Consider the following 18,638-nt stretch of genomic DNA (forward strand, 5'->3'; position numbering starts at 1 on the left):
ACCCCACGGTGCCGCCCCGCCCGCGAGTGCCGGTGCGGGGGATATCCCCACCCCGGAGACGGTAGCCGTCCGGATCGTGCCGGGGGTGGGCCCGTACATACGGTGGAGCGACATCGGCACAGCTCTCAGGGGGACCAGACATCATGACCATCCGTACACGACGCACCGACGCCCTCGTCGCCACCGCCGGGACCGTGCTTCTCGTCGCGGCGCTCAGTGGCTGTGGCAGTACGGATGCGGAGGACGCCCCCGCAGAGCACAAGTCGTTCGCCTTCAGCGGGAAGGCGCTCACCATCGACGCCGAGAACTCCGTCCTGGACCTCGTGCCCGCCGACGTGGATCAGATCGAGGTGACCCGCCGGGTCGACGGGTGGGTCGTGCTGGGCAGCGGGCCGGACCCCGTGTGGAAGCTGGAGGGGGACGAGCTCAGGCTCGAGGTGAAGTGCCGGGCGATGATCAGCAACTGCGAGGCGTACCACCAGGTGAAGGTGCCCCGGGGGATGGCTCTGACCGTGCAGGGGGACAACGGGGAGGTCACCGCGGCCGGATTCGACGTTCCGCTGAAGATCTCCGCCGACAACGGCGGGGTCGATGTGCGTGACGTCTCCGGTCCGCTGGAGCTGCACGCCGACAACGGCTCGATCGAGGCCCAGCGGGTCTCGGGCGGTTCCGTGATTGCGCGCTCCGACAACGGGTCGGTCCGGATCGGACTCACCCGGGTCCCGGACCTCGTGGACACCGTCAGTGACAACGGGAGCATCTCCATCGACCTGCCGGCCGGGAAGAACACGTACGCGGTGTCCGCGGAGGCCGACAACGGTGAGGTCTCCGTCGACGTGCCCCGCAGCGAGAGCAGCAGGCACGTGGTGAAGGCGCGCAGCGACAACGGCGAAGTCACCGTACGAAGCGCGAACTAACCGGCCCGTGCGTTCGTCCTAACTGGTGCGAGAATGAACCGGGCAGGGCGGATCGGCACGGGAGAGGGATGTGACGGCGACACCTACGCGGCCGCAGGGGAAAGCGAGTGCTGGTTCCGCCGTCAGGGACGTCCTGGTGCTGATGCTGCTGCCGGTGCCCCTGGTCGTCGCGGCGCTGCCGGGCACGTTCGCGGGCGGGGGCACGCGGCGCTGGTTCGGGGGGCGCGGGGAGAACCAGCGGGCCGACGCACAGGTGGCGAAGGACGCGGCGGCCGCCGCCTTCTACGAGCTGGACACCGCTCAGCGCGATCTGCGGATCTCGATCGAGACGATCACCGCCGTGGACAGCTCGCCCCGCGCCCGCCAGGCGGCGGAGGACTTCGCGGCGCTGGGCCGGCGGATCGACGAGGTCAGCCATCAGTACATCACCGCCGTCGACGCCCATGACCTCGACCGGGACGATCTGGAACCCTCGGCGGCGGCCGGTGCGCGGACCCAGCTGACCCGGGCCAAGGACGAGCTCGACCGGGTGAAGGGCGAGCTCGACCGGTTCGCACAGGGGCTCGGGACACTGCTCAGCAGCGCGGAGACCCAGCTCGCGCGGCTCGCCCCCGCGGTGGAGCGGGCCCGCCAGACGCTGCTCGCCGCGAGCAACGCCCTGGACGCCGTACGCGCCTCCGGGCTGCGGGCGGACGATCTCGCCGCCCGGCTCGCGGCTCTCGCCCCGGAGCTGACCAAGCTCAACCAGGGCGCCGGGCAGCACGGCGTGGCCGAGACACTGCAGCGTGCGGACCAGGTGCTGCGGGACGCCGAGGCGGTCAGGTCGGAGGCGGACCGGCTTCCCGAGCGGGCCGCCGAGATCGACCGCAGGCTGGTGTCGCTGCGCACCCGCGCCCAGGCGCTGACGACGCGTGCCGGGCAGGTCGAGCCGGTGCTCAGCGAGCTCCGGCGGCGCTTCTCCGCTGCCTGCTGGCAGGACCTGCAGCCGGTTCCCGAGCAGGCGGCGGTGAATGTCCGGCAGGCCGAGGCGAAGCTGGCGGAGGCCGCCGAGGCGCGGTCCGAGCAGCGCTGGGCCGATGCCACGTCCCGGCTGAGTACGGTCCGGGCGCTGCTCAACGCGACCGACGAGGCGGTGTCCGCCGCCGGTGACCGGCTGCAGCGCCTCGACGCGGTGGCCAAGAACCCGCAGGCTGAGATCGACCGCACCCGGTTCGCGATCCGGGACGCCCAGCGCCTCGCGATGGCGGGGCGGAACACACCCGACCCGCGCCATGCCCGTCCGCTGGACGACGCCGTGGCGCGGCTGGACCGGGCGGTCGCCGGGCTCGACGAGCGCCATCCCGACTACTGGCACTTCCTCACCGAATCCGAGGCCGTCCGGCAGACCGCGAACAGGGTGGTCTCCGCGATCCGCGAGGAGCTGGGAGGCAGCGCCTGAGAGGGCGCCCGGCCCCTCAGTCGCCCCCTGCGCACCCCCGCCGAAGCGATTCCGTTCAGGGGACCCGTCGGGCGGGTCGCGCGAGCCCGCCCGACAAGCCCTGATTTGTCCACCGCGGCCGGTGGGCCGATCCTGGTAGTACGCAGCGGCTTCCGCCGAGGCGTCACTGGCCGTACTCGGCCGAAGGAGGCCGTCATGGCCGCACCCGTCCTGCACCCCCCGCGCCGACGCGGCATGTCCGCCCGTGGCACGCCCGTACGCCGCAAGGCCATCCGCCTCGACGAACACCTTCCCGTGGACCACAGCCTGAGCCGCTTCTACCGCGTGGGGGCGGGTCTGATGGGCCTGCTCCTCGTCGCCTTCGGCGTCCTGGGCCTCATCGACCGCATCGGCTTCTTCGACACCGGCGGCGACACGGTGGCGGGGCTCAACACCAACGGCGCGCTGAGCATCCTGTCCATCTGTGCCGGGCTGCTGCTCTTCGTCGGCATGGTCATCGGCGGGAACTTCGCCTCGACCCTGAACATGGTCCTGGGCATCGCCTTCATCATCAGCGGGTTCGTGAACCTGGCTCTGCTGGACAGCAGCATGAACTTCCTGGCCTTCCAGATGCAGAACGTCCTGTTCAGCTTCATCGCGGGGCTGCTGCTCATGACGTTCGGCATGTACGGGAGGGTCAGCGGCGGCCTGAGGCACGACAATCCGTACTGGCGTGCCCGCCACCCCGAGGAGGCCGCACGGCACGAGCGCCGGGCTCCCGCTCCGATGCCCGAGGTCACCAGGGGGAAGAGGCTCTAATCTGGGGCCATGCCCCGTTACGAGTACCGCTGCCGCCCCTGTGGCGAGACCTTCGAGCTCAGCCGTCCCATGGCCGAGTCGTCCGATCCCGCGTCCTGCCCCGCCGGGCACGAGGACACCGTGAAGCTGCTCTCCACCGTGGCGGTGGGCGGCTCGGCGTCCTCAGCGCCGGTCTCCGCCCCCGCGGGCGGTGGCGGTGGCGGCTGCTGCGGTGGCGGCTGCTGCGGCTGACCCCGCGGCGCGGCCGCTACTTCCTGCGCGAGAGCGTCAGCCCGTCCGCCACGGTCAGCAGCACGCTGTCCATCCGGGTGTCGGCGGCCACATGGTCGTTGAAGCCCCTGATGGCCGCGGCGTCCCCGGTGGCCAGCGGGTCGGTGACGCCTCCGTGGAAGAGGACGTTGTCGGTCACGACGAGCCCGCCGGGGCGCATCCTCGGGACCAGCTCCTCCCAGTAGGCGATGTAGTTGCCCTTGTCCGCGTCCAGGTAGGCCATGTCGATGTGCGGCCCGGCCGGCATCGAGCGCAGGGTGTCCAGCGCGGGCGCGATGCGCAGGTCGATCCGGTCGGCGACGCCCGCCCTCTTCCATGCCTCCCGGCCGTACGCCGTCCACTCCTCGGAGATGTCGCAGGCGACCAGCATCCCGTCGGCGGGCAGCGCCTGGGCCATCGACAGCGCCGAAAAGCCGGTGAAGGTGCCGACCTCGACGATGTGACGGGCCCCCGTCAGCCGGACGAGGAAGGCGAGGAGCGGCCCCTGCTCCTGCGCCGACTGCATGCCCGCGACGCTGGGCAGCTCGGCGTAGGTCGTCTCCACGAGCTCGTGCTGCACCGCGTCGAGCGGCGGGTTGTGGGCCAGCGTGTAGGCGTACAGCTCATCGGTGATCTTGGTGCTGTTGCCTTTGGTCATCAGCGTCTCCTCGGTTCGCGGCGTCACCCACCAGCTTGCCGGGGATCGCCCGCCGACGATCAGCGACCCGCCCGCCGGGGGTCGGCGGCTCGCAGGAAACGGCGCAGGATCTCCTCGCCCGCGGCGCCGCCCCGCTCCCGGAGCACCTCGGTGTTGGGTGCGCCCCAGCCGCAGTCGGCGAGCTCGCCGTGGCCCGGGCGCCAGGCCCGGTCGGCGGCGAGCAGCAGGTCCGCGTCCAGGAGCGAGTCACCGGCGGCGAGCGTAAGCGTGGCACCGCACCGGCGGGCCACCTCGTGCATCGCGGCGCTCTTGGTGAGCGGCTTGGGCACGGCGTAGATCTTGCGGCCCTGCAGGGAGACGGTCCATCCCTTGACGTCCGCCCAGGCGGCCAGCTCCTTCACCCACCCCTCGGGAAGCGCGGCGCGGTCGACGACGAGGTAGGCGAAGAGGTCTTCCGCGACCCGTTCCTTGAGCAGCCAGGCGGGGTCGGCAGCGGCCTGGAGGTGGGCGCGGACCTCGGCGAGGGAGGCGCACTCGCCGGCGATCCGGCGGAGCACGTGGTCGTGCCAGCCGGGGTCGGAGACGCCGTCGACCAGGATGTGTCCGCCGTTGGCGCAGATGGCGTACCGGGGGGCGGGGCCTGGCAGGTGGATGCGCCCGTACTGCTCCCGGGTCCGGGTGGTGGTCGGGACGAACACCGTGGTGCGGGCCAGTTCGTCGAGCAGCGCGGCGGCCGTCTCCGTCATGTAGCAGAGGGGGGCGTGGCCGTACACCTCCACACAGAGCAGGCGCGGGGCCTGCTCGTCCGGCATGGTCAGCTGGAGGGACCCCGCCGAATAGATGAGGGTGCGGTCGAGGTCACTGGCCACCAGAGTCACGGGGGCGTCCGGGGTCCCGTGCACGGGGGCCTCCTTCATGGGCTCGGGCGCGGGGGCGTCCAGAGGCGCGTTCACGGGTGTGCTCACGGTTTCGCTCACTTCTCCGTCACCGCCGTGCCGTCCGCGCCGGTGGCGCCGCGGGTGTACTTGGGGTGGATCAACCCGACGCAGGTGTAAGGGAGTTCTCCGACCTCCTCGACCGGGACGCCGCGCTGCTCGGCGAGCAGCCGTACGTGGTCGAGGTCGGCGCCGGCCCCCCGCTTGGCCAGGATCTTCCAGGGAACGCGGCGCAGCAGCACCCGGGTCGTCTCGCCTACGCCGGGCTTCACCAGGTTCACGTCGTGGATGCCGTACTCCTCGCTGATCCGCTCCACGGCGGCCCAGCCCTCCCAGGTGGGGGCGCGGTCCGCGGCGAGCAGTTCCTTGGCCTCGGCGTCCACGGCGTCGGCGACCTCGTCGAAGCGGGCGGCGACCGTGTCGAGGAACAGGCCGGAGACGTCGGTGCCGGCGAGTTCACGGTAGAACTTCGCGCCGTGGAAGTCGTGCGGGCCGACCAGGTCCGCGCGCAGGACCGTACGGGAGATCAGCCCGGACACCGTGGAGTTGAGGCAGGCGGACGGGATGAGGAAGTCCTCGCGCGTGCCGTAGGTCCGCACACAGCCACCCGGGTCGGCCAGTACGGCGATCTCCGGGTTGAAGCCCCCGAAGTCCTCGAGCGCCGCCGCGAGTTCGCGGGTGATGGCGCCCTTCCCGGTCCACCCGTCGACGAAGACGACGTCCGCCGGGTCGTGGTGGGCGGCGAGCCAGCGCAGGGCGTTGGCGTCGATGCCGCGGCCCCGGACGATGGAGACGGCGTAGTGCGGAAGGTCGAGGCCGTGCCGGTGCTGGGCCCATCGGCGCATGAGGACGCCGACCGGGGTGCCGGCCCGGGCGAGTGAGACCAGGACGGGGCGGGGGCCCCGTTCGGCGAGGACGGTCTCGGTGACGGTGCCGACGGCCCGGGCGATACGGGCCGCCGAGGTGTCCAGGGCGGCCTTGAACAGCTCCTGGTACTGGGGGCTCGGCTGGTATTCGACGGGCAGCGATTCGGCGTAGTGCGCGCCGCCGCTCTGGATCGCCTCTTCGCGCTCCTCGGTGGGCGCCTCCAGGGGCGTGTCCGAGAGGTCCTGGAGGAGCCAGCCGACGTCGTCCGCCGCGTAGGAGGAGAAGTCGGGGCCCCGGAGGGGTTCGGGCAGCATGGCGTCTTCCTGCCTTTGCGAGGCCGGCGACCGGACCGTGTCGGGGTCCGGCGACGCCGGTCCGTCCGCGGTGGGCGACGGGACGTACGACGGGACGACCGCGAGCAGTACCTGGTCGGTGTGCCCGGCGAGCCGAGCCAGCAGTCCGTCGGGGGCGTGCAGCGCCGGGGTGTCCGCGGTGGAGTCGACGACGGCGACGACGGCGTCGAAGCCGGCCCCGGCGACGTTGTAGGCGTACCGGTCCCCCGCCCCGTCGGCGGGGTCGTCGTGGGCCGGGAAGACGAGACGGCTGCGTATCGCGTAGCCGGGGTCGTCCACGGCGAGGACGGGTGAGCGGGTGGTGGTGGAGTAGCGGACGTCGGCCGTGGTGGCGTCCTCCAGCGCGGTGGCGAGCCGCAGCGGCGCGTACATCAGCTCCTCGAAGCCGAGGACGAGTACCCGCCGGGCATCTCCGAGGGCGTCGGCGATGCTCCCGGCCATGGCCGGGAGCGCGGCTTCCAGGGCCGCCCGGTGCACGGGGGTGAAGCCGTGGCGCCCGCCGTCGGGTACGCCGGCCGGCCAGTCGAGGGTGACGCGTGCCGGGGCGGACCGCGGCGCCGGCGGTTCGCCCGCGGTGTCGTCGGCCTCGTGCGCGGCCACCAGGCTCCGGCCCTTCTCCAGGACCCCGTCCGGCAGGCGCACGGTGCCACGGGCACGCACCACCAGGTCGACGCGGGCTCCGATCTCCTCGGCGAATTCGGCGAGCCTCCCCTGGTCGGCCTCGGACCGCATGTCCACCAGGGCGACGATGACGTACCGGTCCCGGGGGTAGCGGGCGTGGAGCGCCCTGACGGTGTTGAGCACGGTGTTGCCGGTGGAGAACTCGTCGTCGACCAGGACCAGCGGCGAGCCCTCGGCGGTGGCGTCCAGCAGGTCCGGGTCCTCGGGCAGCAGCAGGTGGGAGGTGGCGTGCGAGTGCGCCTCCTCGAAGCCGCCCGCCTGCGCGACCCCGGCGACGGGGCGCCGGGTCGAGTGGAGGTACGTGGCCACCCCGAGCCCGTCCGCGACGGCGTGGCCGAGGCCTGTCGCCGTCTCCGCGTAGCCGAGGACCACCGCGCGTCGGGCCTCCGCCTCGCCCAGGAGGTCGCGTACCCGTTCGCCGAGCTCGAAGCCCGCACCGTGGACCACGGACGGCCGCTGCGGCACGTGCTTTCCCAGGATGTTCGACACGAGCAGATGGGCCCGCTTCGGGTTGCGGCGCAGGGCGAGGCCCAGCAGCTCCCGGATCTCCCCGTCGCCTGCGAGCTCTACCCCGAGCCGCTCCGCGACCCAGTTACCCGACCACTCCACGTCCACTGCCTCTTCTTCCCGTAGGGGCTCGTGTGCCCGCCCACGTTCGTCCATGTCCGTGCTCAGGCCGTCACGCCGGCGGCCAGGAGCTCCACGAAGCCGACGTCCTCGCGTGCGACTCCGAAGACCTCGGCCCGCTGCAGGGTCCGCTCGGCCCAGGCGCGGTGGGGCTTCACTTCGTTCATCTTGTTCGTGTACGCGGAGCGCAGCACTCCGCCGCCGCCCCGCTCCGGCCGCAGGATGTCCTGCGCGTCGGTGTACTCCTCGTGGCTGACGACGGACAGCGCGTGCACGGGCAGGACGTGCGACGGGTGGATGCAGGTCTTGCCCAGCAGTCCGTTGGCCCGGTCCAGATCGATCTCGCGCAGCAGCCCGTCGAGGTCGTGCTCGATGAGCGCGGCGCGCAGCTCCTCGGCCTGCCCCATGAAGGGGCTGCGGCGCAGCTGGGGCTTGAACATCCGCTCCTGGAGGCGGAAGTACTCCCAGACGGGCCCGGTGATGGTGAAGCCGGTGCCGTCCGCCCGGCCCAGCATGTTGACGACGTCGCCGATGACGGCCCCGACGATCTGGACGTCGTACGCCGTCATGTCGGGGGCCCGGCGCAGACCGTAGGCGGAGCAGAAGTCGGTGACACCGAGCCTCAGTGCCAGGATCCGCTCGCGGTACTTGTCGACGGTGCGGGCGATTCCCCGGAGCGTCTCGCCCCTGGTCTCCAGATGCAGCAGCTCGGGAGATTCGAGGACGGGCATCGCGAACAGCCGGTGTCCGCTGTCCGCTTCGGCCGCGGTGAGAGCTTCCAGGAAGAGCTCGCCCCGCTCTTCCGTGAATTTGGGTAGTACGAATCCGGACAACAATCGGACGGAGCTTCCGAGCCGCCGCACGAGGTCGGTGATCTGCTCCGGTTCGCGGACCCTGACGAAGAGCAGCGGCACATCGGCGTTCCGCGCGTGGAGGTCGGCGAACTGCCGGACCAGGTTGGCCTCGGCTCCGACCACTTCGGCGTCGTCGATGGAATCCTCCAGGCAGAGCACCATGGAGACGACGCCCTGACCGGTCTGCTTGATCACGTCGTCGGCGAGCCTGGGCCGCGTCGCGGGGCTGTAGAGCGTGGCGCCCAGCGCCACCGAGAGCAGGTGGGAGGAGGAAGCCGCGTCGAATTCGCAGGGCTCCCTGAAGAACAGACTCTCCCGGACAGTCGGCGAGATGTGCCCGAAATGACGCATGTGGTTCCCCCGTACTGCCATAGAGACCGGATAAACGTATGGCCGGTAATAGTACGTTCGGACCGGTGTCGCCGGTTCCCCGGCCATATGAACTTCGGGTGTCCCCGGCGTATCTCACACCGCGCACGGCGCGCCTGCGTGCTCCTCGCGAACCGTGCCTGGCCTACTGTTCCGTACCCCCGCGTTGTCCGGACGCCCCTCCAGCAGGCAGGATGACCGCCATGACGCACGCGATGCTGAAGGGCTCGAACGTCCCTCTCGACGCCATGGCCGTACGGGCCGTGCTGCGCTGGACCCCGGGCGCCGGGGTCCCCGACGTGGACGCCTCCGCCCTGTTGATCGATCCCTCCGGCCGGGTGCGTTCCGACGAGGACTTCGTCTTCTACAACCAGCCGCGGCACCCTTCGGGCCTCGTGCGGCGCCTGCCCAAGCGCAGCGGTCCCGAGGGGATCACGGACACGATCGAGGCGGACCTCTCCTCGCTCGACCCCTCCGTGGACCAGGTGGTCATCGCCGCGTCCTGCGACGAGGCGGCGTTCGAGCGGGTGACGGACCTGCGGATATCGCTGTACGACGCGGCGTCCGCCGACGGTGAGCCGCTCGCGGTCTTCGACGTGCGGGCCGAGACGGGCGAGGAGACCGCGGTCATCTGCGGCGAGCTGTACCGGCGCGGCGACGGCTGGAAGTTCCGGGCGGTGGGGCAGGGATACCCGACGGGCCTGGTCGGACTGGCCACCGCCTTCGGGATCTCGGTGGACGAGGCCGAGGCGGCCTCCGAGCCCGGCCCGGCGGCCGTGCCCGGCGCTCCCGATCCGTCCGCGTCCTTCCCGCCCGCCCCGGAGGCCCCCGCGCCGGACTCGCAGGCCACGGTCCAGCACCAGCAGCCCGCCTACGGGTACCCGCAGCCGCCCGTGGCGCCCCAGCCCGCCTACGGCTACCCGCAACCGCCCACCGCGGCCCCACAGCCCGCCTACGGCTATCCCCAGCCCGCGGCCCAGCCGGCGTACGGCTACCCGCAGCCCGCAGCGGCGGCGGCACACGCCGCCGACCCGAATTTCGTGCTTCCCCCGCAGGGCCCGCAGTTCCTCCGGTCGTGAACCGGAGGCGCGGCCGCCCTTGACGGGACGCACTCAGGCCCGCGTCTTGTAGCCGCGTCCCCACTGCATACCGAAGCCGTACATCCGGTCCAGCTCGGACTGGAAGCCGTACACGAACTTCACCTCGCGGCGCACGATCAGCTCGCCCTTGACGTTCTCCACCGTGAAGACCGCGCAGGAGCGGGCCTGCGGGGCCCGTTCGTCCAGCTCGATCTCGATGCGCGGCCCGTTTCCCGGGTAGAGCGTCACCTTGGCGTGCGTACGGTCGAAGGCCGGGGTCTGGTCGTAGATGTATACGAAGAACAGCAGGCGCTTGATCTCGTCGCGCTTGTCGAGGTTCACGTAGACGGTCTCGCCCGACGGCGCTCCGAAACGGTCGTCTCCGCTGAGCCTGATGTACGGCGAGGCGTTCAGGTCGCCGATGAGGTTGCCCAGGGGCTGCACGACGCCCTTGGTCCCGTCCGCCAGTTCGTACATGCAGCCCAGGTCGAGGTCGACGTTGACCATGCCCTGGGTGTGCGCCTGGACGACGTCGGGCTGGAAGAGCTTCAGCGGACGCAGCAGCCGGCCGCTCTGCCGCGACCTGCCGCCGATGTCCGACGTACGCATCCGCCACGACAGGTTGACGCGCAGGTTGCCCGACAACGCGCCCTGTTTGTTCAGCGAGACCGTGGCGTTGCGCTTGGAGAGCACGATCGCGTTCGTCACGGAGTTACCCGACTCGAACTGCGACGCCCGCCGCGGAAACAGGCCGTCCCAGAAGGCCATCCCAACCCCCACATGTATCGGTAAGTGCCGCCCGCCCCTGCTGTACGGCCCACGCCACTGCGGGGCGGCCACCGGGCCGGGTCCGGGTGTTCCCGGAGAACCGCCGCCGTGGGCCGCCCCGCAGAGAGAGCGTTCCTCATTCCCTACCGGGTCACACCCCGGAGGAGACTTCCGCCTTGGAATCCGTGCCGTCGCCGCCGTCGCCGCCGGCCGCCGCGAGCCGCTTGTTGCGCCGGACCGAGGACCAGAAGGACCAGCCGATCAGCACGACACCGACCATGCCCGTGATCAGCTCGTTGATCTCGTGCTGGATGGTGACGAGCAGGATGACCGACAGCGCGCCGATCGCGTAGTGCGCGCCGTGCTCCAGGTAGACGTAGTCGTCCAGCGTGCCCTGGCGGACCAGGTACACGGTGAGTGAACGGACGTACATGGCGCCGATACCGAGGCCGAGGGCCATCAGCACGATCTCGTTGGTGATGGCGAAGGCGCCGATGACACCGTCGAACGAGAAGGACGCGTCGAGGACCTCGAGGTAGAGGAACATGAAGAACGCGGCCTTGCCCGCGAGGACGACACCGGAGACCGGCTTGCCGGCCTTCCTGGCCTCTTCCTCGGCCTCGTGCTCACGCTCCTCCTCCTCTTCGAGCTTGTTCTCGAAGAATCCGGAGAGACCGCCGACGACGAGGTACGTGATCAGACCGGCGATGCCCGAGAGCATGACGGTCTCCGCCTTGTTCGCGTGACCGCCGCCGTGCTGGTGGGCCTGGGTCGCGAACGTCATGGCCGTGATCAGCAGGATGATGAGCGCGACGCAGACCGACAGCATGTCGACCTTGCCGAGCTTGGCGAGCGGGCGCTCCAGCCAGCCGAGCCACTTGATGTCGCGGTCCTCGAAGATGAAGTCGAGGAAGATCATGAGCAGGAACATGCCGCCGAACGCAGCGATGGACGGGTGGGCGTCCGTCACCAGTTCCTTGTACCGGTCGGGGTCATTGAACGAGAGGTCAATGGCCTCGATGGGTCCGAGCTGGGCACTGATGGCCACGATCACGACGGGGAAGACCAGCCGCATACCGAAGACCGCGATGAGCACACCGATGGTGAGGAAGATCTTCTGCCAGAAGGCACTCATCTTCTTCAGGATTCCGGCGTTGATCACCGCGTTGTCGAAGGACAGCGAGATCTCCAGGACCGACAGGATCGCGACGATGCCGAATGCCTGCCACCCCCCGTAGAACACCGCTGCGACCAGGCCGAGCGCGGTAACCGCGAACGACCAGCCGAAGGTTTTCAGAACCACTGGCTACCCCATCATGTGTGTAAGGGTCTCCCCCGGTGAGTACGGGGCTCCCCCGCGCCGTGCGCGGCTTTACGAAACGTTGACCCCGAAGTCTAGAGCGATGCCCCGGAGCCCCGACGCGTACCCCTGTCCGACTGCACGGAATTTCCACTCCCCGCCGTAGCGGTAGAGCTCGCCGAAGATCATCGCCGTCTCCGTCGACGCGTCCTCGCTGAGGTCGTACCGCGCCAGCTCCTGACCGTCCGCCTGGTTCACCACGCGGATGAAGGCATTGCTGACCTGACCGAAGCTCTGCCCGCGATTGTCGGCTTCATGGATCGAGACCGGAAAAAGAATCTTGTCGCAGTGCGCCGGCACCTGGGTGAGGTTCACTATGACGGACTCGTCGTCGCCGTCGCCCTCACCCGTGAGGTTGTCGCCGGTGTGCTCGACGGAGCCGTCGGGGCTGGTGAGGTTGTTGTAGAACACGAACCACTCGTCTCCGAGGACCCGGCCCGACTGGCACAGCAGTGCGCTGGCGTCGAGGTCGAAGTCGGCTCCCGTCGTGGATCGTGCGTCCCAGCCGAGCCCGACCATCACCTGAGTGAGATTGGGTGCGGCCTTGGAGAGGGAGACGTTGCCTCCCTTGGCGAGCGTGACGCCCATGGTGTGTCCTCCCCGAGTCGATGGACGGTCTTCCGGCTCGGCACGGACGCCTGACGGACGCGGGGTGCCCTGCCGAGAACGTCCGGCGCCGCACGGGTGCGGCGCCGGACGCGATGGGTCCTGAGGTGTCCGGAGGGTCCTCCGGACCGGCTCAGACGTTGACGCCGAAGTCCTGCGCGATGCCGCGCAGACCCGAGGCGTACCCCTGGCCGATGGCGCGGAACTTCCACTCCGCGCCGTTGCGGTAGAGCTCGCCGAAGACCATGGCGGTCTCCGTCGAGGCGTCCTCGCTCAGGTCGTAGCGGGCGAGCTCGCTGTTGTCGGCCTGGTTCACCACGCGGATGTACGCGTTGCGCACCTGGCCGAAGCTCTGCTGACGGCTCTCGGCCTCGTAGATCGAGACCGGGAAGACGATCTTGTCGACGTCGGCCGGGACACCGGCCAGGTTGACCTTGATGACCTCGTCGTCGCCCTCGCCCTCACCGGTGGTGTTGTCACCGGTGTGCTCGACCGAGCCGTCGGGGCTCTTGAGGTTGTTGAAGAAGACGAAATTCCCGTCGCTTCCGACCTTGCCCTCGGCGTTCGTCAGCAGCGCGCTGGCGTCGAGGTCGAAGTCACCGCCGGTGGTGGTCCGGGCATCCCAGCCCAGACCGACGATGACCGCGGTCAGGTTCGGCGCGGCCTTGGTCAGCGAGACGTTGCCGCCCTTGCTGAGGCTGACTCCCACGAGTCCTCCAAAAGTATTGAGAGGGCCGGCAGACACCAGCGCCCCCGTCGTGCGTTGGCATCGGATCAACGATTGGATCCTAGTGACCGGTTCCCGGCCAAAACAGGCTTTTGGCCGGTCGCCGCCAGGAGATCCCCTGATACGGGAGGCCGCAAACCCCGGATCCCCCACATCCCGGGCCCCGGATCACACGCGGGGCCCGGCTCCCGGGAGGGCCTCGGGAAACGGACGGAGCCGGTCCCCGGACGCCCCGGATCAGATCGAGTCGAGCGCCTTGATGTAGTCGTTCAGGTCACGCGCGTCCGGCAGGCCGTTGACGACGCTCCAGCGGACCACGCCCTGCTTGTCGATGACGAAGGTGCCGCGCACCGCGCAGCCCTTGTCCTCGTCGAAGACGCCGTACGCCCGCGAGGTCTCCCCGTGCGGCCAGAAGTCCGACAGGAGCGGGTACTCGAGGCCCTCCTGCTCGGCGAAGACGCGCAGGGTGTGGATCGAGTCGTTGGAGACGGCGAGCAGCTGGGTGTCGTCGTTCTCGAACCTCGGCAGCTCGTCGCGGAGCGCGCACAGCTCCCCTGTGCAGACGCCGGTGAAGGCGAAGGGGTAGAAGAGCAGCACCACGTTCTTGGCACCGTGGGAACCCTGGAAGTCAGAGAGCTTCACGGTCCGTCCGTGGTTGTCCTTCAGCTCGAAATCCGGAGCCTTCGTGCCGACCTCGATCGCCATGTGAAAACGCGTCCTTTCACGAACGTCGCACTTCCCCGGCCTGGGCCGTCCGGGTGAGACCCACCCTACGCAGCGGCCCCGCGAAATGTCGGCATGCCCGTGCGGTCACGTACCCGGCAGGCCCGTGCGCGCACGTACGAGGACCCCCGGCGGCGCGTGGTGCCGTCGGGGGTCCTCGGGTGATGAACGTGCTCTCAGCGCTTGGCCGGGGCCCCCTTGGGGGTGACCAGACGGCTGCCCGTCCAGTCCTTGCCCGCGCTGATGCTCTTGGTCTGGGCGAGACCAGCTGTCTGGGCAGCCTCGTTGATGTCGCTCGGCTCGACGTATCCGTCTCGGCCGGTCTTGGGCGTCAGCAGCCAGACCGCCCCACCGTCCTCGATCAGACCAATGGCATCCACCAGCGCGTCCGTAAGGTCGCCGTCCTCGTCGCGGAACCAGAGCAGGACGACGTCAGCGACGTCGTCGTAGTCCTCGTCGACGAGTTCCTGGCCGATTGTGGCCTCAATGCCCTCACGGAGCTCCTGCTCGACGTCGTCGTCGTAGCCGATCTCCTGGACCACCTGTCCGGGTTCGAACCCAAGCCTTGCGGCCGTGTTGGTCCGTTCCTCCGCGTGGTCCGCGGTCGCGCTCACGGGTTGCCTCCTGATCATGTTTCGGAAAATGCTTCAGCCACGCGCGTGCGCGGGGCGTTGGCCGTAGTCCACACGGGCTCGGCGAATCGCGCAAGTACCCGGCGTCCGAGACCGCCTAAACGGTGACGTTCCCTGCCACGTCACCGCAACTGCCGGCATGTCTCCTGCGGGGCCGGAAGTGGTGTCCGGACCCTTTACGTCCTTCCTCAGCTTATGCCGTTTCGCTCCGCCATTCGGATTCGAACGGGCTTTGGGAACGCTTGGCCGGGTTGGGCGTATGGTTGCGGTTTGGGCGGGACCGCCCTCGTGCTGCTGATACCCGTTCCCGGACACGGCGCCCGGCAACCTTGTGTTACCCCACAGTAGAGATGACGTTTGCGGTCCTCGCGGTACACGATGGAGGCGGCGTACAGCAGCCATCCCGGGGGTACGTTCGCCGCAACCAGGCCCCGAAGAGCACCACCGAACAGCTAAGGAACAGCGTGGCTTCCGGATCCGATCGCAACCCGATCATCATTGGCGGCCTTCCGAGCCAGGTCCCGGACTTCGATCCTGAAGAGACCCAGGAATGGCTCGACTCCCTCGACGCCGCCGTCGACGAGCGCGGCCGTGAGCGTGCCCGCTACCTGATGCTCCGGCTCATCGAGCGTGCGCGCGAGAAGCGCGTCGCCGTGCCCGAGATGCGCAGCACCGACTACGTGAACACGATCGCCACGAAGGACGAGCCGTTCTTCCCCGGCGACGAGGAGATCGAGCGCAAGGTCCTCAACGCGACCCGGTGGAACGCCGCGGTGATGGTCTCCCGCGCCCAGCGTCCCGGGATCGGTGTCGGCGGCCACATCGCCACCTTCGCCTCCTCCGCCTCGCTGTACGACGTGGGCTTCAACCACTTCTTCCGGGGCAAGGACGACGGCCTGGGCGGCGACCAGATCTTCTTCCAGGGGCACGCGTCCCCCGGGATCTACGCCCGCGCGTTCCTGCTCGACCGGCTGAGCGAGGCCCAGCTGGACGGCTTCCGCCAGGAGAAGTCGAAGGCCGGGCACGCCCTGTCCAGCTATCCGCACCCGCGGTCCATGCCCGACTTCTGGGAGTTCCCGACCGTCTCGATGGGCCTCGGCCCGCTCGGCGCGATCTACCAGGCCCGGATGAACCGCTACATGGAGGCGCGCGGCATCGCCGACACCTCCAAGTCGCACGTCTGGGCCTATCTGGGTGACGGCGAGATGGACGAGCCGGAGTCGCTCGGCCAGCTCTCCATCGCCGCCCGCGAGGGCCTGGACAACCTCACCTTCGTCGTGAACTGCAACCTGCAGCGCCTCGACGGCCCGGTGCGCGGCAACGGAAAGATCATCCAGGAGCTGGAGTCGCAGTTCCGCGGCGCCGGCTGGAACGTCATCAAGCTGGTCTGGGACCGCAGCTGGGACCCGCTGCTCGCGCAGGACCGCACGGGCATCCTGGTCAACAAGCTGAACACCACCCCGGACGGCCAGTTCCAGACGTACGCCACCGAGACCGGGGCGTACATCCGCGATCACTTCTTCGGTGACGACCCGCGGCTGCGCGACATGGTCAAGGACATGTCCGACCAGCAGATCCTGCACCTGGGGCGCGGCGGTCACGACCACCGGAAGGTCTACGCGGCGTACGCGGCGGCCAAGGCCCACAAGGGCCAGCCGACCGTGATCCTGGCGCAGACGGTCAAGGGCTGGACGCTCGGACCGAACTTCGAGGGCCGCAACGCGACCCACCAGATGAAGAAGCTCACGGCGGACGACCTCAAGCGCTTCCGTGACCGCCTGCACATCCCGATCGCGGACAAGCAGCTGGAGGACGGCAACCCGCCGTACTACCACCCGGGCCGCGACTCGGAGGAGATCCAGTACATGCACGACCGCCGCCAGGGTCTGGGCGGCTACGTCCCGACGCGGGTGGTGCGGGCGAAGCCGCTGCCCCTTCCGGACGAGAAGGCGTACGCGACCGCGAAGAAGGGCTCGGGCCAGCAGTCGATCGCCACGACCATGGCGTTCGTCCGCATCCTGAAGGACCTCATGCGGGACAAGGAGATCGGCAAGCGTTTCGTGCTGATCGCGCCCGACGAGTACCGCACCTTCGGGATGGACGCCTTCTTCCCGAGTGCGAAGATCTACAACCCGCTGGGTCAGCAGTACGAGTCGGTGGACCGCGAGCTGCTGCTCGCGTACAAGGAGTCGCCGACCGGCCAGATGCTGCACGACGGCATCTCCGAGGCGGGCTGCACCGCCTCGCTGATCGCCGCGGGTTCGGCATACGCCACACACGGTGAGCCGCTCATCCCGGTGTACGTCTTCTACTCGATGTTCGGTTTCCAGCGCACCGGTGACCAGTTCTGGCAGATGGCCGACCAGCTCTCGCGCGGCTTCGTGCTGGGCGCGACGGCCGGCCGTACGACGCTGACGGGTGAGGGCCTCCAGCACGCGGACGGCCACTCGCAGCTGCTGGCGTCGACGAACCCGGCCTGTGTCTCCTACGACCCCGCGTTCGGGTACGAGATCGCGCACATCGTGAAGGACGGTCTGCGCCGGATGTACGGCGAGGCCGCCGAGGACGTCTTCTACTACCTCACCGTCTACAACGAGCCGATCCAGCACCCGGCCGAGCCCGCCGACGTGGACGTCGAGGGCATCCTCAAGGGCGTGCACCGCTACCGCAGCGGCGAGAAGGGCCAGATCCCGGCCCAGATCATGGCGTCGGGCGTCGCGGTCCCGTGGGCGGTCGAGGCCCAGCAGATCCTCGCCGACGAGTGGAACGTGAAGGCGGACGTGTGGTCGGCGACCTCCTGGAACGAGCTGCGCCGTGAGGCCGTGGAGGTGGAGCGCCACAATTTGCTCCACCCGGAGGAGGAGCAGCGCGTCCCGTACGTGACGGAGAAGCTCTCCGGGTCCGAGGGCCCGTTCGTGGCGGTCTCGGACTGGATGCGTTCCGTGCCGGACCAGATCTCGCGCTGGGTGCCCGGTGCGTACCAGTCGCTGGGCGCGGACGGCTTCGGCTTCGCCGACACCCGGGGTGCGGCCCGCCGCTTCTTCCACATCGACGCGCAGTCGATCGTGCTGGCGGTGCTGACCGAACTGGCGAAGGCAGGCAAGATCGACCGTTCGGCGCTGAAGACGGCGCTCGACCGCTACGAGCTGCTGAACGTGGCCGCTGCCGGCTCCGGCCCGGCCGGCGGTGACGCGTAAGGAACGCACGGTTCCGGCAGAAGGGCGGCGGGCCACACGGTCCGCCGCCCTTCGGCGTTCCGCCCTCAGCTCTCCCAGATCTTGAAGGCCCTGACCGTGTACGGCGACCGGGGTACCCAGGTGCCGCCGCCCGGGTACGTCTCGAATTCGCCGGTCTCCCCGCACTCGGCCGACTGGTAGGTCGTGACCGGGCGTCCGGTGCGGTTGACGAGTGCCTGGGCGCTGCGGCCGGCCGGGAGCGGGACGCAGCTCTCGATGTCAACGGTGGACAGTTCGTGGACCTGCGCGGCCCCCGAGAAGTCGGGCCTCGCCCAGAGGCAGAGCTGCCCGGCGCCGCACGGCGCGAGACCGGCAGGTGCGGCCTGCGGGGCGCTGCGGGAGCGTTCCTGTGCGGTGGGCCCGTGGTGGGCGGCCGGTGCGGCGCCGGAGGACGGAGCGGTGGCCGGGACGAGTGCGGTGGCCGCCAGGGCGGCGGCGAGAACGGTCGTGCGCATGGTGGATGAACCCCCGTGGTCGAGCGAGCCGGGCGGCTCGCCATGTCGGCACTCTGACCTGCGCGGGTACGGGCCGGGAAGGGGCCGGGCGGCGGACCACCCTGATAGGCGACGGCCCCGCCGGACCCGCCCGTCGGGGCCCCCGGACGCGCTGTGTTGACGTCCGGCGCCCCGGGGGCCGCCCCGGGCGGCCGGGTCTCGCCGGGGATCAGGCGTGGCCGGCGCCCATGAAGGCCGAGCCCATGCCCGACACGAACGTGTCATGGGCGACGCCCGGGATCTTCGTCTCGATCCACGGCGGGGCGC

The 18,638-nt window shown here is 70.1% G+C and carries 17 protein-coding genes; 6 read left to right on the forward strand and 11 right to left on the reverse strand.

Annotated features, from left to right (window positions below; genetic code table 11):
* The first annotated feature begins 143 nt into the window (after positions 1 to 143).
* The 4 genes from BFF76_RS15555 (at position 144) to BFF76_RS15570 (ending at position 3,384) form a co-directional block, all read left to right on the forward strand.
* On the forward strand, positions 144 to 917 hold the full coding sequence (locus BFF76_RS15555; RefSeq protein WP_031092626.1) for a DUF4097 family beta strand repeat-containing protein: 774 nt from the start codon (positions 144 to 146) through the stop codon (positions 915 to 917).
* Positions 918 to 987: 70 nt separating this feature from the next.
* On the forward strand, positions 988 to 2,355 hold the full coding sequence (locus BFF76_RS15560; protein ID WP_053928506.1) for a hypothetical protein: 1,368 nt from the start codon (positions 988 to 990) through the stop codon (positions 2,353 to 2,355).
* 195 nt (positions 2,356 to 2,550) lie between these two features.
* The gene (locus BFF76_RS15565; protein WP_031092621.1) at positions 2,551 to 3,153 is read left to right on the forward strand and encodes a DUF4383 domain-containing protein; all 603 of its coding nucleotides are present in this window, start codon (positions 2,551 to 2,553) and stop codon (positions 3,151 to 3,153) included.
* Between the two features lie 9 nt (positions 3,154 to 3,162).
* The gene (locus BFF76_RS15570; protein ID WP_053928507.1) at positions 3,163 to 3,384 is read left to right on the forward strand and encodes an FmdB family zinc ribbon protein; all 222 of its coding nucleotides are present in this window, start codon (positions 3,163 to 3,165) and stop codon (positions 3,382 to 3,384) included.
* A 16-nt stretch (positions 3,385 to 3,400) separates the two neighbouring features.
* Here BFF76_RS15570 and BFF76_RS15575 read toward each other — a convergent pair whose 3' ends face one another.
* The 4 genes from BFF76_RS15575 to BFF76_RS15590 are packed head-to-tail and all read right to left on the reverse strand — an operon-like array spanning position 3,401 to position 8,728.
* Entirely contained in the window at positions 3,401 to 4,060 is a 660-nt protein-coding gene (locus tag BFF76_RS15575) for an O-methyltransferase (protein WP_031092617.1), read from the reverse strand.
* 59 nt (positions 4,061 to 4,119) lie between these two features.
* Entirely contained in the window at positions 4,120 to 4,977 is an 858-nt protein-coding gene (locus BFF76_RS15580) for an HAD family hydrolase (RefSeq protein WP_031092615.1), read from the reverse strand.
* Between the two features lie 56 nt (positions 4,978 to 5,033).
* Positions 5,034 to 7,559: a phosphoribosyltransferase gene (locus BFF76_RS15585; RefSeq protein WP_199831459.1), complete on the reverse strand. Its 2,526-nt coding sequence runs from the start codon at positions 7,557 to 7,559 to the stop codon at positions 5,034 to 5,036.
* Positions 7,560 to 7,567: 8 nt separating this feature from the next.
* Positions 7,568 to 8,728, reverse strand: coding sequence for an HpcH/HpaI aldolase/citrate lyase family protein (locus BFF76_RS15590; RefSeq protein ID WP_031092611.1), 1,161 nt, complete (start codon positions 8,726 to 8,728; stop codon positions 7,568 to 7,570).
* A gap of 212 nt (positions 8,729 to 8,940) precedes the next feature.
* Between BFF76_RS15590 and BFF76_RS15595 the strand changes: the two genes are divergently transcribed.
* Positions 8,941 to 9,825: a TerD family protein gene (locus tag BFF76_RS15595; protein WP_031092608.1), complete on the forward strand. Its 885-nt coding sequence runs from the start codon at positions 8,941 to 8,943 to the stop codon at positions 9,823 to 9,825.
* Between the two features lie 33 nt (positions 9,826 to 9,858).
* On the opposite strand, the gene BFF76_RS15600 is transcribed toward BFF76_RS15595, so the two are convergent.
* From BFF76_RS15600 to BFF76_RS15625, 6 genes are all read right to left on the reverse strand, one after another.
* Positions 9,859 to 10,593: a TerD family protein gene (locus BFF76_RS15600; RefSeq protein WP_031092606.1), complete on the reverse strand. Its 735-nt coding sequence runs from the start codon at positions 10,591 to 10,593 to the stop codon at positions 9,859 to 9,861.
* 151 nt (positions 10,594 to 10,744) lie between these two features.
* Positions 10,745 to 11,896 carry a DUF475 domain-containing protein gene (locus tag BFF76_RS15605; protein ID WP_031092603.1) on the reverse strand — a complete coding sequence of 384 codons (1,152 nt, stop codon included), beginning with the start codon at positions 11,894 to 11,896 and terminating at the stop codon, positions 10,745 to 10,747.
* 69 nt (positions 11,897 to 11,965) lie between these two features.
* Complete coding sequence (locus BFF76_RS15610) at positions 11,966 to 12,541, reverse strand: TerD family protein (RefSeq protein ID WP_031092602.1); 576 nt, start codon at positions 12,539 to 12,541, stop codon at positions 11,966 to 11,968.
* Positions 12,542 to 12,692: 151 nt separating this feature from the next.
* Positions 12,693 to 13,268: a TerD family protein gene (locus tag BFF76_RS15615; protein WP_031092601.1), complete on the reverse strand. Its 576-nt coding sequence runs from the start codon at positions 13,266 to 13,268 to the stop codon at positions 12,693 to 12,695.
* Between the two features lie 255 nt (positions 13,269 to 13,523).
* A complete protein-coding gene (locus BFF76_RS15620; protein ID WP_031092600.1) occupies positions 13,524 to 13,991 on the reverse strand; it encodes a peroxiredoxin in 468 nt (155 codons plus the stop codon).
* Positions 13,992 to 14,185: 194 nt separating this feature from the next.
* Positions 14,186 to 14,623 (reverse strand): DUF3052 domain-containing protein, encoded by a 438-nt coding sequence (locus tag BFF76_RS15625; RefSeq protein WP_031092598.1) that lies wholly within the window; start codon positions 14,621 to 14,623, stop codon positions 14,186 to 14,188.
* Positions 14,624 to 15,105: 482 nt separating this feature from the next.
* On the opposite strand from BFF76_RS15625, the gene aceE reads away from it, so the two are divergent.
* The gene (gene aceE / locus BFF76_RS15630) at positions 15,106 to 17,838 is read left to right on the forward strand and encodes a pyruvate dehydrogenase (acetyl-transferring), homodimeric type (RefSeq protein ID WP_031092596.1); all 2,733 of its coding nucleotides are present in this window, start codon (positions 15,106 to 15,108) and stop codon (positions 17,836 to 17,838) included.
* A gap of 65 nt (positions 17,839 to 17,903) precedes the next feature.
* Here the strand turns inward: aceE and BFF76_RS15635 are convergent, their stop codons facing one another.
* A complete protein-coding gene (locus BFF76_RS15635) occupies positions 17,904 to 18,332 on the reverse strand; it encodes a peptidase inhibitor family I36 protein (RefSeq protein ID WP_031092594.1) in 429 nt (142 codons plus the stop codon).
* Positions 18,333 to 18,638 lie beyond the last annotated feature (306 nt).

The organism is Streptomyces mutomycini (assembly GCF_001700505.1).
Lineage (GTDB): Bacteria > Actinomycetota > Actinomycetes > Streptomycetales > Streptomycetaceae > Streptomyces > Streptomyces mutomycini.